This is a genomic window from Mycobacterium sp. (assembly GCF_035623875.1).
Taxonomy (GTDB): domain Bacteria; phylum Actinomycetota; class Actinomycetes; order Mycobacteriales; family Mycobacteriaceae; genus Mycobacterium.
In genome coordinates, this window is the sequence record NZ_DASPSP010000016.1 from 1 (window position 1) to 15956 (window position 15956).

Annotated in this window: 6 protein-coding genes; 2 read left to right on the forward strand and 4 right to left on the reverse strand. The window is 66.4% G+C overall.

Annotated features, from left to right (window positions below; all coding sequences use genetic code 11):
- Window positions 1-1223 (reverse strand): MFS transporter (locus tag VEI45_RS01355; RefSeq protein WP_414687372.1); only part of this gene is annotated, 1223 nt, incomplete at its 3' end.
- 239 nt (window positions 1224-1462) lie between these two features.
- On the opposite strand from VEI45_RS01355, the gene VEI45_RS01360 reads away from it, so the two are divergent.
- A complete protein-coding gene (locus VEI45_RS01360; RefSeq protein ID WP_324849380.1) occupies window positions 1463-4744 on the forward strand; it encodes an arabinosyltransferase domain-containing protein in 3282 nt (1093 codons plus the stop codon).
- The gene (locus VEI45_RS01365; protein ID WP_324849383.1) at window positions 4741-7968 is read left to right on the forward strand and encodes an arabinosyltransferase domain-containing protein; all 3228 of its coding nucleotides are present in this window, start codon (window positions 4741-4743) and stop codon (window positions 7966-7968) included. Before VEI45_RS01360 ends, VEI45_RS01365 begins: the two co-directional genes overlap by 4 nt.
- Window positions 7969-8030: 62 nt before the next feature.
- Here the strand turns inward: VEI45_RS01365 and VEI45_RS01370 are convergent, their stop codons facing one another.
- The 3 genes from VEI45_RS01370 to pks13 all read right to left on the reverse strand — a co-directional run bounded on the left by VEI45_RS01370 (window position 8031) and on the right by pks13 (window position 15953).
- Window positions 8031-8531: a hypothetical protein gene (locus VEI45_RS01370; protein ID WP_324849385.1), complete on the reverse strand. Its 501-nt coding sequence runs from the start codon at window positions 8529-8531 to the stop codon at window positions 8031-8033.
- Between the two features lie 547 nt (window positions 8532-9078).
- A complete protein-coding gene (locus VEI45_RS01375) occupies window positions 9079-10632 on the reverse strand; it encodes an acyl-CoA carboxylase subunit beta (protein ID WP_324849387.1) in 1554 nt (517 codons plus the stop codon).
- Window positions 10629-15953 carry a polyketide synthase Pks13 gene (gene pks13, locus VEI45_RS01380; protein WP_414687373.1) on the reverse strand — a complete coding sequence of 1775 codons (5325 nt, stop codon included), beginning with the start codon at window positions 15951-15953 and terminating at the stop codon, window positions 10629-10631. The genes VEI45_RS01375 and pks13 overlap by 4 nt, the downstream gene beginning before the upstream one ends.
- Window positions 15954-15956 lie beyond the last annotated feature (3 nt).

Sequence of the window (15956 nt, forward strand, 5' to 3'; positions counted from 1 at the left end):
GCAGCGGCGCTGCCCTCAGCGGGGTCGTCGACATCGCCCATCGCCCACGCCGACAGGTGCGGATACGCGGCGCCGATACCGATCCCGACGGCCAGCAGCGCCGTCGCGCACAAGATGATCACGCCGACCGGTGCGCCTTGGACGTGGGTAACTCCGGCCAGCGCCAGCCCGATCGCCATCACCACCGGTGCCGCTATCACCACACCGACGATCGAGCGGGCCTTGTTCAGTGAACCGCTGCCCAGCCCGCTGATCGTCCAGCCGATCGATAGCGCCGCGCCCAACAGCCCGGCCACTATCGGCCCCAAGTGCGCGAGTCGCTGGCCGAACAACGGGACATAAAGGTCGACCTTGGTCGCGGCAACCAGGAGACCCAGGGTTAAGTAGACCCACTTCAACGGACCAAATCCGAAGACGCTGGCGGGCAACACCGCCGCGGTCATCCGTCGATCGACGACCAGGAACGTCCCCACCAGCGCGGCGCCAACAGCAAGCAGACCGGCCGTCGCGACGGTGTTATGTGGGAGAGACGCCACGCTGACTGCCAGTGCGGCGGCGCCCAGCAGGACTATCGACGGGACCGGAATCTGCGTCGCGGCGCGGGCGCGATCCTGCTTGTCTGCCGACAGCACGCCCGGTGCCAGCACCGACATCGCCACGCTGAGCATGGCCAGCAAGCCGAACGCCCACCGCCACGCGCCGAATTGCGCGAAGACACCGCCCAGCGCAGGTCCGACCAGCGCACCGACGCCCCACATCGCGGACGCCATCGCCGCACCGCGGCTCCACAGGTAGCGCGGCAGCACGGAGTTGATCACCGCGAAACTCAGGCCGCACAGCAGGCCGCCAGCCAGCCCCTGCAGAAAGCGGCCCGCCAGCAAGACCTCCATGTTCGGTGCCGCCGCGCAGACCACACTGCCGGCGCCCAACACCGCGAAGCCCAGGAGATAGGACACGCATGAGCCGACGCGGTGAAGTAAAGAATTCACGGTCGCCGCCGCGACCACCGACCCGACGAGGTACAGCGTCGTCACCCATGAATAGATCCGCTCGCCGCCGATCTCGTTGATCGTGCTAGGCAGCATGCTGATCGTCAGGAACTCATTGGTCGAATAAAGGACCACGCCCCCGGCGACCACAGCCGACGTTCGCAGATACTGGGTGCTCCACAACTCACGCCAGTGGCCGGTGGTGATTGCTTGTTGCTCCGCTAAATCCACCACCGAGCGACCACTAAACCATGTTTGAGCGAAGGAGTCGAACCCCGCTGGAAGGTGCGTCCGGCGTCCTCACCGGACCACATCTGCGGGTTCGGCGCGTGGACCTGCACGGTCATCGGGTGTTGCCGGGCTGTTCGGATTTGCATCACAGATCGGCTTAATCCGGTTATCCAGACGCTCCCCAGCCCGCCACGCGGGCTGGATCGTCGCCGGACGAACGCAGTCGCCTACCATCGTCCCTCGTGCCCCACGACGAAAGTGAGCGATCGACGCGCCAGCTCGCGCGTTGGATCGCCGTCGTCGCCGGGATTGCCGGGGCGCTGCTCTGCGCAGTTGTTCCGCTGCTTCCGGTGAAACAGACGACCGCGACAATCCTTTGGCCGCAGGGCCTCACCGGCGACGGGCATGTGACCGATATCACCGCGCCGCTGGTATCCGGGGCGCCGCGAGCGCTGGATATCTCCATCCCCTGCTCGGCGATCGCCACCCTGCCCGCCGACGGCGGCCTGGTGCTCTCGACGCTGCCGGTCAACGGCTTCCAGACCGGTAAAAGCGGGCTGTTCGTCCGGGCCAACAAGGACGCGGTCGTCGTGGCGTTCCGTGACTCGGTTGCTGTGGTGGCGGCCCGCTCGGCGGTGGGCTCCGGCGCCTGCAGTGCGTTGCACATCTGGGCCGACGCGGGCGTGGCGGGTGCCGACTTCGTCGGTATACCGGGGGCCGCAAAAACTCTCGCACCGGAGAAGAAGCCGCAGGTCGGCGGGATTTTCACCGACCTGAAAGTGCCGGCGCAGCCGGGGTTGTCGGCTCGCATCGACGTTGATACCCGGTTCATCGTCGCCCCCACCATGCTCAAGAAAGGCGTGATGGCCCTGGGTGGGCTCGCCGTGGTGACCTCGATCGTCGCGCTGGCCGTCCTGGACCGGCAGTCGGGCCGGCGGATGCCGCGCAACTGGCGTCGTTGGTTACGGCCCGGGGTCGCCACCTGGCTCGCCGACGCCGGGGTGATCGCGACGCTGCTGGTTTGGCATGTCATCGGCGCCACCTCGTCGGACGACGGCTACAACCTCACCATCGCCCGGGTCGCGCCGAAGGCCGGGTATGTGGCCAACTACTACCGGTACTTCGGGACGACGGAAGCGCCGTTCGACTGGTATCTCGCGGTGCTGTCCAAGTTGGCGGCGGTGAGCACCGCCGGTGTGTGGATGCGGATACCGGCCACGCTGGCCGGGATCGTGTGCTGGCTGATCATCAGCCATTGGGTGCTGCGGCGACTGGGGCCTGGAATTGGCGGTCTGGCGGCCAATCGGGTGGCGGTAGTCACTGCGGGCGCGGTGTTTTTGGCCGCGTGGCTGCCGTTCAACAACGGCTTGCGCCCTGAACCGTTGATCGCACTCGGTGTGGTGGCCACCTGGATGTTGGTGGAACGCGCGATCGCGTTGCGACGATTGGCTCCGGCCGCGGTCGCGATCGTGGTCGCGATGCTGACCGTGACCCTGGCACCGCAGGGGTTGATCGCGCTCGCGGCGCTGCTGACCGGGGCCCGGGCCATCGCCCAGACGATCCGGCGGCGCCAGGCCACCGACGGGCTACTGGCGCCTCTATTGGTGCTGGCGGCGTCGTTGTCGCTGATCACGGTGGTGGTGTTCCGCAGTCAAACGCTGGCCACGGTCGCCGAGTCGGCGCGCATCAAATACAAGGTCGGGCCGACGATCGCCTGGTACCAGGACTGGCTGCGCTACTACTTCCTTACCGTGGAGTCGAACCCTGACGGGTCGATGGCGCGGCGATTCGCGGTGCTAGTGCTGCTGTTGTGCCTGTTCGGAATGCTGGTCATATTGCTGCGCCGCGGCCGGGTGCCCGGGTTGGCCAGCGGCCCGGCCTGGCGGTTGATCGGCACCACCGCGATTGGCCTATTGCTCCTGACGTTTACGCCGACGAAGTGGGCCGTGCAGTTTGGCGCCTTCGCCGGGTTGGCCGGTGCCCTGGGGGCTGTCACCGCGTTCGCCTGCGCCCGGATCGGGCTGCACAATCGCCGCAACCTGACGCTGTATGTGACGGCGCTGCTGTTCGTGCTGGCGTGGGCCACGTCCGGCATCAACGGCTGGTTCTACGTCGGCAACTACGGGGTGCCGTGGTACGACATCCCGCCCGTCATCGCCAGCCATCCGGTGACGACGATGTTCCTGACACTGTCGATCATCACCGGGCTGCTGGCCGGTTGGTACCACTTCCGGATGGACTATGCCGGGCACACCGAAGTCACCGACAACCGGCGCAACCGCGTCCTGGCGTCGACCCCACTGCTGGTGGTCGCGACGATCATGGTGCTCGGCGAGGTGGGTTCGCTGGCCAAAGGCGCGGTGTTCCGCTATCCGCTCTACACCACCGCCAAGGCCGACCTGGCCGCACTCGCGTCGGGGCTCTCGCCCAGCAGCTGCGCCATGGCGGACGACGTGTTGACCGAACCCGACCCCAATGCCGGCATGTTGCATCCGGTGCCGGGACAGACCTTTGGACCTGACGGCCCGCTCGGGGGGAGCAATCCTGTCGGCTTCAAACCCGACGGGGTGGGCGACGACCTGAGATCGTACCCGGTGGTGACCAAACCTGGGGTGGTCAATTCCACCGGGTCACCCAACAAACCCAACGCCACCATGAGTGACTCCGCGGGCACGGCCGGCGGGAAAGGCCCCGTCGGGGTGAACGGGTCGCACGCCGCACTTCCGTTCGGCCTCGACCCGGCCCGCACACCGGTGATGGGCAGCTACGGCGAGAACACGCTGGCCGCCACCGCGACCTCCGCGTGGTACCAGTTGCCGCCGCGCAGCCCGGACCGGCCGCTGGTGGTGGTCTCCGCCACCGGTGCTATCTGGTCGTACAAAGAGGACGGCACCTTCACGTACGGGCAGTTGCTGAAACTGCAGTGGGGCGTCGCCCGCCCCGACGGCACCACCCAGCCGCTCACGGAGGTACAGCCGATCGACATCGGGCCAGAGCCGGCGTGGCGCAATCTGCGGTTCCCGCTGACCTGGGCGCCACCGGAGGCCAACGTGGCTCGTATCGTCGCTTACGACCCGAACCTGAGCTCCGAGCAGTGGTTCGCGTTCACGCCACCGCGGGTGCCGGTGCTGCAGACCCTGCAGCAACTGATCGGATCGCACACACCCGTGCTGATGGACATTGCGACCGCCGCTAACTTCCCCTGCCAGCGGCCGTTCTCCGAACACCTCGGCGTTGCCGAACTTCCGCAATATCGCATCCTGCCCGATCACAAACAGACGGCGGCGTCGTCGAACGGGTGGCAGGCCGGCGAGGACGGGGGTCCGTTCCTGTTCACTCGGGCGATGCTGCGTACCTCGACGGTTTCGACGTACCTGCGCGGTGACTGGTATCGCGACTGGGGATCGGTTGAGCAGTATTACCCGTTGGTGCCGGCCGATGACGCACCGGATGCCGCTATCGAACAGGGTGTGATCACAATGCACGGCTGGAGCCGGCACGGACCGATTCGAGCCCTACCATGAGCGTCACCACCGTCAGGAACCGCGAAGACGAGGCGGCCCCCCGGCAAGACATCCGTGTGACGCGCTGGGTCGCGACGATCGCCGGGTTGATCGGTTTCGTCTTGTCGGTCGCGACGCCGCTGCTGCCGGTCGTGCAGACCACCGCGACGCTGAACTGGCCGCAAAGCGGTCAGCTGAACAGTGTTACGGCACCACTGATTTCGCTGACACCGGTCGACGTGACGGTAACCGTGCCGTGCTCCGTGGTGCGCGCCCTGCCACGTGAGGGCGGGGTCGTGCTGAGCACGGCACCCAAGAAAGGCAAGGACGCCGCGCTGAACGGGTTGTTCGTCGTCGCCAACAGCAAGCGTGTCGACGTCACCGACCGCAACGTGGTGATCGCCAGCGTGCCGCGGGATCAGGCAGTGTCCCCGCAATGCCAGCGCATCGAGATCACCTCCACCCAAGCCGGCGCCTACGCCACCTTCGTCGGGTTGACCGATCCGGCGGGCAAGCCGGTACGCGATGGTTTCCCCGATCCCAACCTGCGCCCGCAGATCGTCGGGGTGTTCACGGATCTGACCGGTCCCGCTCCGCCCGGGCTGCGGTTTTCGGCGACCATCGACACCCGGTTCTCCACCACACCGACGACTCTGAAACTGGCCGCGATGGTGCTGGCGATCGCGTCCACCATCGTGTCGCTGGTCGCGCTGTGGCGCCTCGACCAATCGGACGGGCGGCGGATGCGCCGGCTCATTCCGGCCAACTGGCGCACCTTCACCCTGGCCGACGCCACGGTCATATTCGGCTTCTTGCTGTGGCATGTGATCGGCGCCAACTCCTCCGACGACGGCTACATACTGGGCATGGCGCGCGTCGCCGGTCCCGCCGGCTACATGTCCAACTACTTCCGCTGGTTCGGCAGCCCGGAAGACCCGTTCGGCTGGTACTACAACCTGCTGGCGCTGATGACCAAAGTCAGCGACGCCAGCTTGTGGATGCGGTTGCCGGACTTGGTCGCCGGGGTGGTGTGCTGGCTGCTGCTATCGCGGGAGGTGCTGCCGCGGTTGGGGCCGGCGGTGGCGTCCAGCAAGCCGGCGATGTGGGCGGCGGGCATGGTGTTGCTGGCGGCCTGGATGCCGTTCAACAACGGCCTGCGACCCGAGCCGATCATCGCGGTCGGGTCGCTGATCACCTACGTGCTGATCGAGCGGTCGATGCGGTACAGCCGGATGACGCCGGCGGCGCTGGCCGTCATCACCGCGGCGTTCACCCTTGGTGTCCAGCCCACTGGGCTGATCGCCGTGGCGGCGCTGATCGCCGGTGGGCGACCGATCCTGCGAATCCTGGTCCGCCGGCATCGCATCGTCGGTACCTGGCCGTTGGTGGCGCCGATGCTGGCGGCCGGGTCCGTCATCCTCACCGTCGTCTTCGCCGACCAGACACTGTCAACGGTGTTGGAGGCCACCAGGATTCGGACCGCGATCGGGCCCAGCCAAGCCTGGTACACCGAAAACCTGCGGTACTACTACCTGATCCTGCCCACCGTCGACGGTTCGCTGTCCCGCCGGTTCGGCTTCCTGATCACCGCATTGTGCCTCTTCACCGCGGTATTCATCATGTTGCGGCGCAAGCGAATTTCCGGCGTGGCGCGTGGGCCGGCGTGGCGGCTGATGGGCGTCATCTTTGGCACGATGTTCTTCCTGATGTTCACCCCCACCAAATGGGTGCACCACTTCGGCCTATTCGCCGCGGTGGGGGCGGCGATGGCCGCACTGACCACGGTGCTGGTGTCGCCGGCGGTGCTGCGTTCTCCGCGTAACCGGATGGCGTTCATGGCGGCCTTGATGTTCGTGATGGCGCTGTGCTTCGCCACCACCAACGGCTGGTGGTATGTGTCGAGCTACGGCGTGCCGTTCAACAGTACAATGCCGAAAATCGCCGGAATCACGGTCAGCACAATCTTTTTCATTCTCTTCGTGATCACCGCGCTGTATGCCGCCTGGTTGCACTTCGCCCCGCGCGGCCGCGGAGAAGGCCGGCTGGTGCATGCCCTGACCGCGGCACCGGTGCCGATCGTAGCCGGGTTCATGGTCTTGGTTTTCGTCGCGTCGATGGTGATCGGAGTTGTGCGCCAGTACCCGACCTACTCCAACGCCTGGGACAACCTCCGGGAGTTCAGCGGAGGCTGCGGACTGGCCGACGACATCCTCGTCGAGCCGGACAGCAACGCCGGCTTTATGCCGCCGCTACCCGACAATTTCGGCCCGTTGGGCCCGCTGGGTGGTGTCAACCCAACAGGGTTCAGCCCCAACGGCGTACCGGAACGCACCCTGGCCGAGTCGGTCAAGGAGACGGCGGTCCCACAGCCCGGCACCGACTACGATTGGGATGCGCCGCTCAAGCTGACGGCGCCGGGCATCAACGGATCGACGGTGCCGCTGCCGTACGGCCTCGACCCCCAACGGGTTCCGCTGGCCGGCAGCTACACCACTGGCGCGCAACAGCAGAGCAGGCTCACCTCGGCGTGGTACCAGCTGCCGAAGGCGGACGCGGGCCATCCCCTGGTTGTGGTAACCGCCGCGGGCACGATCGCCGGCAACAGCGTGCTGCACCACCACACCGACGGACAGACCGTGGTGCTGGAATTCGGCAGGGCCGGACCCGGCGGCGACGTGCTGCCGGCCGGGCGCCTGGTGCCCTACGACCTGTACGGGGAGCAGCCCAAGGTGTGGCGCAACCTGCGCTTCGCGCGGTCGGCGATGCCCGCGGACACGGTCGCGGTGCGGGTGGTGGCCGAGGACCTGTCGCTGACGCCAGAGGACTGGATCGCGCTGACCCCGCCGCGGGTGCCGGTGCTGCGCTCGCTGCAGGAGTACATCGGCTCGACGCAGCCGGTGCTGCTGGACTGGGCGGTCGGGCTGGCGTTCCCTTGCCAGCAGCCGATGCTGCAAGTCAACGGCGTCACCGACATCCCGAAGTTCCGCATCACCCCGGACTACAACGCCAAGAAGCAGGACACCGACACCTGGCAGGACGGCGTCAACGGCGGCCTGCTGGGCATCACCGACCTTTTGCTGCGAGCCCATGTGATGTCGACGTACCTCTCGCATGACTGGGGCCGCGACTGGGGATCGCTGCGCAAGTTCGACACAATCGTCGACGCTCACCCGGCCCAGCTCGAGCTGGGCACCGCGACCCGCAGCGGGTTGTGGTCGCCGGGCCAGATCCGGATCAAGCCCTAGCTCGGCGACGATGCGGGACGCGCAGCGTCCCGGGGAACGTAATGTCGGTCTTGCCTATACCGTCATGCGCGCTCGGCCGTCATGTCCATTTCGATCCAGCCCTGGCACGGGCCGCTCAAGATGTCGGTGTGCATGACACCGGCAAGTGTTCCGTTGGCTTGGGGCGTGTAGCGCACATTGGATCGGGCCGGACTCCATTGGATCGTGGTGTCGGGCATCATGCAGTCCCACTGGAAATCGCTGACTTGCGTCCAAGACGACCCGTCCCAGGTGAATTGCACCGGTTGCGGAACCGTCGGGTTGCTCGGCGGAGGGCCGCTGACGATCGTGGCGATGCACTTTCCGCCTGTGCAGCTTGAGCGGAATCCATAGATATCTGTGTGCTGCACCTCGGGGTCACCGACGGCCATGCTAGTCCCGGACTTTGGACCAACCATGAACGTGATCGCGTACTCGCCGTTCCAGGAGGGAGTGTCGGCGAAGGCAGTTGGGGGAAGCGACAGGGCGATCGTGAGCGGCGCGGCGCACAAACCGACGACACTGCTCAGACGGTCTGGGGCCATCGGTTTCTCCTCTCGGCCCGCAACGGCTTTGGAACTAGGATGCACCGCGACAAACTCGGATGTATACCCGGCCTATACGTTATTGCCGGGGAGGAGCCGGGCAATCTTATCTGGCGTTGCTGCGAGCTGTTTACGAACTGTTTCCGCGCCTCCTTCCGTGGATGCGTGCGCGCAGTATGCATTTGTTCCGCTTATGCGGTCGTTGATTGCTGCTGCCGCGCAATAGGTTTCGCCGTGCTCGGAGTAGATACCGGAGCGTTTTAGGGAGACAATTGGCTCTGTGATGCCGCAGCCTCAGCAGTTATCCGCGCCACCGGGGGCACGGTAGCCGCAGAAGTGCATTTGGCCAGCCCGAATTCGCCAGGCACCCACTACGACGTCAGACTGATCCAGGTGCCTCGGGCATCGAATTCGCCATGCGACTCCGGGGGTCCGGGCGTCGTGGGTATTCATCCAGCGACCGATCCAGTTTTCACAGAACCCAGCCGAGTTCTACACGTCTGACTTTGTCGCGCCGGTCTAGCCTGCCAGCGGCTCGGCGGTGAACTTAGATCGGGATCAGCCCGTGCTTGCGGCCGACTCGCCGGTATAGCTGCTTGTCACGCAACAGGTGCAGCGACTTACGCAGCAGCAGCCGGGTGTCGTGCGGCTCGATGACCGCGTCGATGAACCCACGCTCGGCGGCGATCCACGGGTTCGCCATGTTGAGGTTGTAGCCTTCGATGAAGTCTTTCTTGATCGCCTGCGCCTCGGGCGTGGTGGGGTCGGGAAACCGCTTCATCAGCAGTTGCGCGGCACCCTCGGCGCCGATCACCGCGATGCGCGCAGTCGGCCACGCGTAGTTGAAATCGGCGGTGAGCTGCCGGGAGCCCATCACGGCGTAGGCCCCACCGTAGGACTTGCGGACCGTGATCGTCACCTTGGGCACGTCAGCCTCGACGACCGCGTACAGGAACCGGCCGCCACGCTTGATGATGCCGTTCTTCTCCTGCTCGACGCCGGGGAGGAAGCCAGGGGTGTCCACGACGAACACCAGTGGCACATGAAACGCGTCGCAGAATCGGATGAACCGAGCCGCTTTGTCGGAGGCCTCGTTGTCGATCGATCCGGACAGATGCATGGGCTGGTTGGCGACCACGCCGACCGGGCGCCCGTCCACCCGGGCGAACCCCGTGATGATGGCCGGCCCGGACTGTGCGGCGACGTCGAGAAAGTCGCCGTCGTCGAAGATCCGCAGCAGGATCTCGTGCATGTCGTAGGCCATGTTGTCGGAATCCGGCACGATCGAGTCGAGCTCCAGATCATGCGGGGTGATCTCCGGCTCAAGACCGGGGTTGATAGTCGGCGCTTGGTCGAAGCAGTTGGACGGCAGGAACGACAGAAAGTCGCGCACGTATTGGAATGCGGCCGCTTCAGATTCGACGACCTGATGCAGGTTTCCGTAGCGGGCCTGCGCTTCGGCACCGCCGAGCTCGTCAAGGCTGACGTCCTCGCCGGTGACTTCCTGAATCACGTCGGGCCCGGTGACGAAGAAGTAGCCCTGGTCGCGCACCGCGACCAGCAGGTCGTCCTGGATCGGCGAATACACCGCTCCCCCAGCGCATTTGCCGAGGATGATGGAGATTTGCGGTACCAGCCCGGACAGCGCCTCATGGCGGCGGCCCAGCTCGGCATACCACGCCAACGAGGTCACCGCGTCCTGGATGCGAGCGCCGCCGGAGTCGTTGATGCCGACGATCGGGCACGCCACCATCGCGCACCACTCCATCAACTGAGCGACCTTGCGGCCGAACATCTCTCCGACCGTGCCACCGAAAACCGTCTGGTCGTGCGAAAACACCCCGACCGGCCGGCCGTTGATGGTGCCGCGGCCGGTGACCACGCCGTCGCCGAAGAGCGCGTTTGGATCTCCCGGCGTGCGGGCCAGCGCCCCGGTTTCGAGGAAGCTGCCCGGATCCAGCAGCGCGTGGACGCGGGCGTGGGCGCTGGCGATGCCCTTCTTGTCCCGCTTGGCGGCGGCCTTCTCGCCGCCGGGTTCCTTGGCAAGTTCCAGCTTTTCGTGGAGTTCGGCCAGCAGCTCGGCGGTGGTCTTCGTGGTCACCTAGACTTCCTTCTCCCAACAAGGGGGGCGTCAATCTGGTTGAGCGCCTGGGTCATATGCGCGGCGACCTTGGCGATGATCGGCTCGTCGATGGCCTGGATGTGTTCGCCGCCGATCGGCACGATCTCCAAATCGGAGACGTATTCGCCCCAGCCGCCGTCGGGCTTGCGGGTGGCGTAGCGCGGCTCGAACACGATCGCGTCGTCGTGGTAGCGGTCGGCCATGTACAGCGTGACGTGACCGTCGTAGGGCTGGATCTGGACGGTGTCGATCGCCCGGTTGTCCAGATACGACGTGCGCTGATGTTCGATGATCCCGCCGGGGATCTGCACACCGCTCTGTTTGACGGCCTCCAGTACGAACTTGACCTGTCCCTCGTCGTCGAGTTCTTCGAGCTGCTCGTAAGGGATTTCAGGGATCTCGACGTTGAAGGTCCGCTCGGCGAAGCGGGCGTAACGCTCCCAGCGCTTGCGGGTCTCCTCCTTGGTCTGCGGGATCTCCTCACCGGCGCGCACCGCGTCGATCAGACCGACGAACGCCACGTCGCAGCCCTGTTGCTTCAGCCCGATCGCGCAGGCGTAGGCCAGCACCCCGCCCAGTGACCAGCCGACCAGGATGAACGGCCCGTTGCCCTGCAGCTCACGCAGCTTCGGAACGTATTGGGCGGCACGCTCTTCGATGGTGCCTTCAACGCGCTCGAAACCGTACATCGGGATGTCCGGCGGCAGGCGGTTGAGTAACGGCTCGTAGACCACCGTCGATCCGCCCGCGGCGTGAAACACGAACACCGGCGGCTTGGTGGAACCCTCGGGCCTGGCGCGGATGATGCGCACGAAGCCGTCGATCTGGCCCCCCTCCAAGTATTCGCGCACCGTCGTCGCGAGCTCCTCGATAGTCGCGGCGGCTTTGACGTCGTCGGCGCTGATCGGCCCTTCGGCGCGTTCGGAAAGCCGCTGCGCCATCTTGGTGGCGGCGGCGTCGTCCAGCTTCGGCAACGCGTTGAAGATGCCGCCCGGGGACTTGCCGGTGACGATCGCCCACGTTGCAAATGTGACCCGCTCGGCGGCATCCCGCGGCGGCACATCAGAATTAAGCGCCTCAGCGACGGCCTGCTGGTTGAGTGCCTGCGCGGCAGCCGCCAGGTTGGGCTGCCCAGTGGGACTAGCCGGGCCGGCGGGGTTGGTGGGCGGCGGCGGAATCGGTGCGTCGGAAGCCGGCGCCTCGGGCTGCGTTTCGACGGCTTGGGTCACCGATTCCGGTGTCGCGCCGGCCAACAGCGCCGCCTGCTCCTTGGCGATCTCGTCGGCTGTCTGAGTCTTCTGGTGCTCGTGCAGGTCCTGCACCTCGTCGCGGTGCTCGATCGCGTACTCGATCAGCTTTTCGACGTTGTAGAGGTTGGCGTCGCGGACCGCCTGCAGCTGAATCGGCGGCAGGTCGAAGTCGTACTCAACGCGGTTCTTGATCCGCACGGCCATCATCGAGTCCAGACCGAGCTCGATCAGCGGCACCTCCCACGGCAGGTCCTCGGGCTCATAACCCATCGCCATCGACACGATGGCGGCCAGCCGGTCGCGGACGGTCTCACCGGAATCCGGTGACCAGCGCTGCAATCCGCCGCTCAGCTGCCGTGCGGTGAGGCTGTCGCTCAGGGTGCCGGCATCGTCCGGCTCGTCGGCAGCCGGCTCGGCAGCCGGTGCAGCCACCTCGGCCGGCGCGGCGGTGACCGTCTGCGCGATCGCCGCACCGGCGCCAACGGCCGTCGGCAATACCGAAGCTTGCCCTGCCCGCGACACCAGCGCGTCATAGACCAGCGTGAAGGATTCGTCGATGCGGGCGTGGATTTGAACGGCCGCTCCGCTGGGGTGGCGGGTCAACGTCGTCACCAGCCGGGCGTTCTCGGCCGGCACTGCCCGTTGCTCGGAAGCAACCAGCTGGGCATCCGGAAGCACCTGTATCGCAGCGGCTTTCACCAATGCCCCCAAATCGGTGGCATCACGCGGCGCGTACTCCCAGACGTGCCGGCCGTCCGGCATCGCGACATGGGTGCCGGGCATCAGCACCGACCCGTCACCGGAGAAGTGCGCGTTGAGCCAGTGCTCCTTGCGGCGGAAGCGGGTCGGCGGGATGTTCGCGTAGTCCTCGGGACCGCCGGCGGGAGTGAAGAGTGTACGGATGTCGAGGTCGTGTCCATACACGAACAGCTGTGCCATCGCTGAGGTCATCGCATCGACGTCGTCCTGCTTGCGGGCTAGTGTCGGGATCAGTTGCGCGTCGGGCAATCCCGCGGCTGCAGTGGTCAAACCGATCTGCATCAGCGCGACCGGGTTGGGCGCGAGCTCCAGGAATGTGGTGTGGCCGCTGTCGACGGCGTTGCGGACGCCGTGAGTGAAGTAGACCGAATGCCGCATTCCCTTGAGCCAGTAGGCGACGTCGTGGATCGGCTCACCGCCGGGCTTGATGTAGGTGCCCTCGTGCACCGTCGAGAAGATTCCGGCGGTCGGGCTCATCGGCGTGATGCCCTGCAGTTCTGCGGAGAACTCACCGAGCAGCGGATCCATCTGCGAGGTGTGGCCGGCGCCCTTGGTCTGAAGTTTGCGGGAAAAGCGGCCCTCCGCTTCGCAGCGGGCGACGATCGCGTCGATCTGCTCGGGTGGACCGCCGATCACGGTCTGGCTTGGCGCGGCGTAGACGCACACCTCCAGGTCGGGGAAGTCGGCGAACACTGTCTTGAGCTCGTCGGCGGAGTACTCGACGAGCGCCATCAGTCGGATGTACTCGCCGAACAGCATCGCCTCGCCTTCACCCATCAGATGGGAGCGTGAGCAGATCACCCGGGTTGCGTCCGGCAGCGACAGGCCGCCGGCGAAGTAGGCCGATGCGGGCTCGCCCAGCGACTGACCAACTACCGCAGCGGGTTTGGCGCCGTGATGTTTGAGCAACTCGCCCAGTGCGATTTGGATCGCGAAGATGACGACGTTGCTGGTCTCGATGCCGTAATCGTGCGAGTCGTCGAGAATCAGCTCGAGCACCGAGTAACCCCGCTCGTCCTGAATCAGCGCGTCGACCTTCTCGATCCACTCGGCGAAGACCTCATTGCGCAGATACAGACTCTTGCCCATCTTGCGGTGCTGCGCACCGAAACCGGCCATTGCCCACACCGGGCCGCTGGTCACCGGCCCGTCGGTGCTAAACACGTTCGGCTTCTGCTTGCCGTCGGCGATCGCGCGCAGCCCCTTGATAGCTTCCTCGTGGTCGCGGGCCAGCACCACCGCCCGGGAGCGGCCATGGTTGCGCCGCGACAGCGAGCGGCCGATCGACTCCAGCGACGACGCTTGGCCCTCCGGGGTTTCCATCCAGTCGGCCAGCTCCGCGGCGGCGATCTTCTTGCGTGACGTCAAAAAAGCCGAAACCGCCAGCGGTACCGACGGCGTCGGGATCTCTTCGGCCGCAAGCTCTTCGAGTGCGATCTCTTTGAGCCGCTTGGCTTCGTCAGTGACGCCGGGAAGTTCAGGTTCTTCTTCGACGCGCACTGTCGCGCGTTCGTCCTCGATGAACTCGCCGTACTCGTCGAAGCGCACCCCGCCGATGTACGCGGCGGGCCCCTGCTCTGCGGTCTTGGCTTCGCCCTCCGGCGTTGCCTCGGGTTCGCGTGCTTGCCTTTCCAGGACGTCGCGCGGCAGCACCTCACGCAGCACCACGTGCGCGTTGGCGCCGCCGAAGCCGAAGCTCGACACGCCGGCGACGGCATATCCGCCGTAGCGCGGCCAGTCGGCAACGGTGTCCAGGACACGCAAATGCGCTGCGTCGAAGTCGATGTAGGGGCTGGGGCCGGCGTAGTTGATGGACGGCGGCAGTTTGTCGTGCTGCAGGGATAGCACCATCTTGACCAGGCTGGCGGCACCGGCCGCCGACTCCATGTGTCCGACATTGGTTTTGACCGCGCCGAGCAGAGCCGGCTTGTCGGCCGGGCGGCCACGACCGATCACCCGGCCCAGCGCCTGTGCCTCGATCGGGTCGCCGAGCACCGTGCCGGTGCCGTGCGCTTCGACGTAGTCGACCGTGCGCGGGTTGATGCCGGCGTCCTTGTAGGCCCGGCGAAGCACGTCGGCCTGCGCGTCCGGGTTGGGGGCGATCAGGCCGTTGGACCGGCCGTCGTGGTTGACCGCGCTGCCGGCGATCACGGCCAGGATCTGATCGCCGTCGCGGCGCGCATCGTCGACCCGCTTGAGCACCAGCATGGCGCCGCCCTCGGAGCGAGTGTAGCCGTCGGCGTCCGACGAAAACGACTTGATCCGGCCGTCCGGCGCGAGCACCTGCCCGATCTCGTCGAAACCGAGGGTGACCGCCGGGGTGATCAGCGCGTTGACGCCGCCGGCGACGGCCACGTCACATTCGCCGTTGCGCAGCGCCTGCACCGCCTGGTGGGTGGCGACCAGCGAGCTCGAGCAGGCGGTGTCGACCGCGACCGACGGGCCGTGGAAGTCGAAGAAGTACGAAACCCGATTGGCGACAATCGAACTCGCGGTGCCTGTGATCGCGTAGGGGTGGGCGACGGTCGGGTCGGACATTGCCAGGTAGCTGTAGTCCATGACAGAGGTGCCGACATACACCCCGACGGATTCGCCGCGCAGGTTCGATGCCGGGATGCGCGCATACTCGAGCGCCTCCCAGGTCAGCTCCAGCGCCATCCGCTGCTGCGGGTCGATGTTGTCGGCTTCGGTCTTGGACAGCGCGAAGAACTCGGAGTCGAAACCCTTGATGTCGTTGAGATAGCCGCCGCGAGTCCGGGCCTTCTTGATGAGCTCGGCCAGCCGCGGCTCTTCCATGAACTCCGACCAGCGGCCCTCGGGCAGATCGGTGATGGCGTCGCGACCCTCCAGCAGCGCCTGCCAGGTCTCCTCGGGGCTGTTCATGTCGCCCGGCAACCGGGTGGCCAAGCCCACCACGGCAATGTCGACCCGCTCCACCGGCCCGCTGCGCGTCCAGTCGATGTCGTCCGCACCGGCTGAGTCTTCGAAGGGGTCGCCCTCGACGATCCAAGTCGCCAGGCTTTCGATGGTCGGATGCTCGAAGGCGGCCGCGATCGATACCGTGACCCCGGTGCGGTCCTCGATGTCGGCGGCCATCGCCACCGCGTCGCGCGACGACAGACCCAGTTCCACCATCGGCGTGGCCTCGTCAATCGCGTCGGGCGACTGCCCGACTGCGTCGCCGATCCAGTTGCGCAGCCATTGCCGCACCTCGGCGACGGTCATGTCGGTGCGGGCGGGCACATCCGCGCCTTCGGCCAATGGTTGGGAATCGGTATCTGTATCAGTCATATT

Bases quoted from the DNA above. Each gene is read 5' to 3' on its own strand.
- VEI45_RS01370 (WP_324849385.1), bottom strand. From the start codon at position 8,531: ATGGCCCCAGACCGTCTGAGCAGTGTCGTCGGTTTGTGCGCCGCGCCG.
- VEI45_RS01365 (WP_324849383.1), top strand. From the start codon at position 4,741: ATGAGCGTCACCACCGTCAGGAACCGCGAAGACGAGGCGGCCCCCCGG.
- pks13 (WP_414687373.1), bottom strand. From the start codon at position 15,953: ATGACTGATACAGATACCGATTCCCAACCATTGGCCGAAGGCGCGGAT.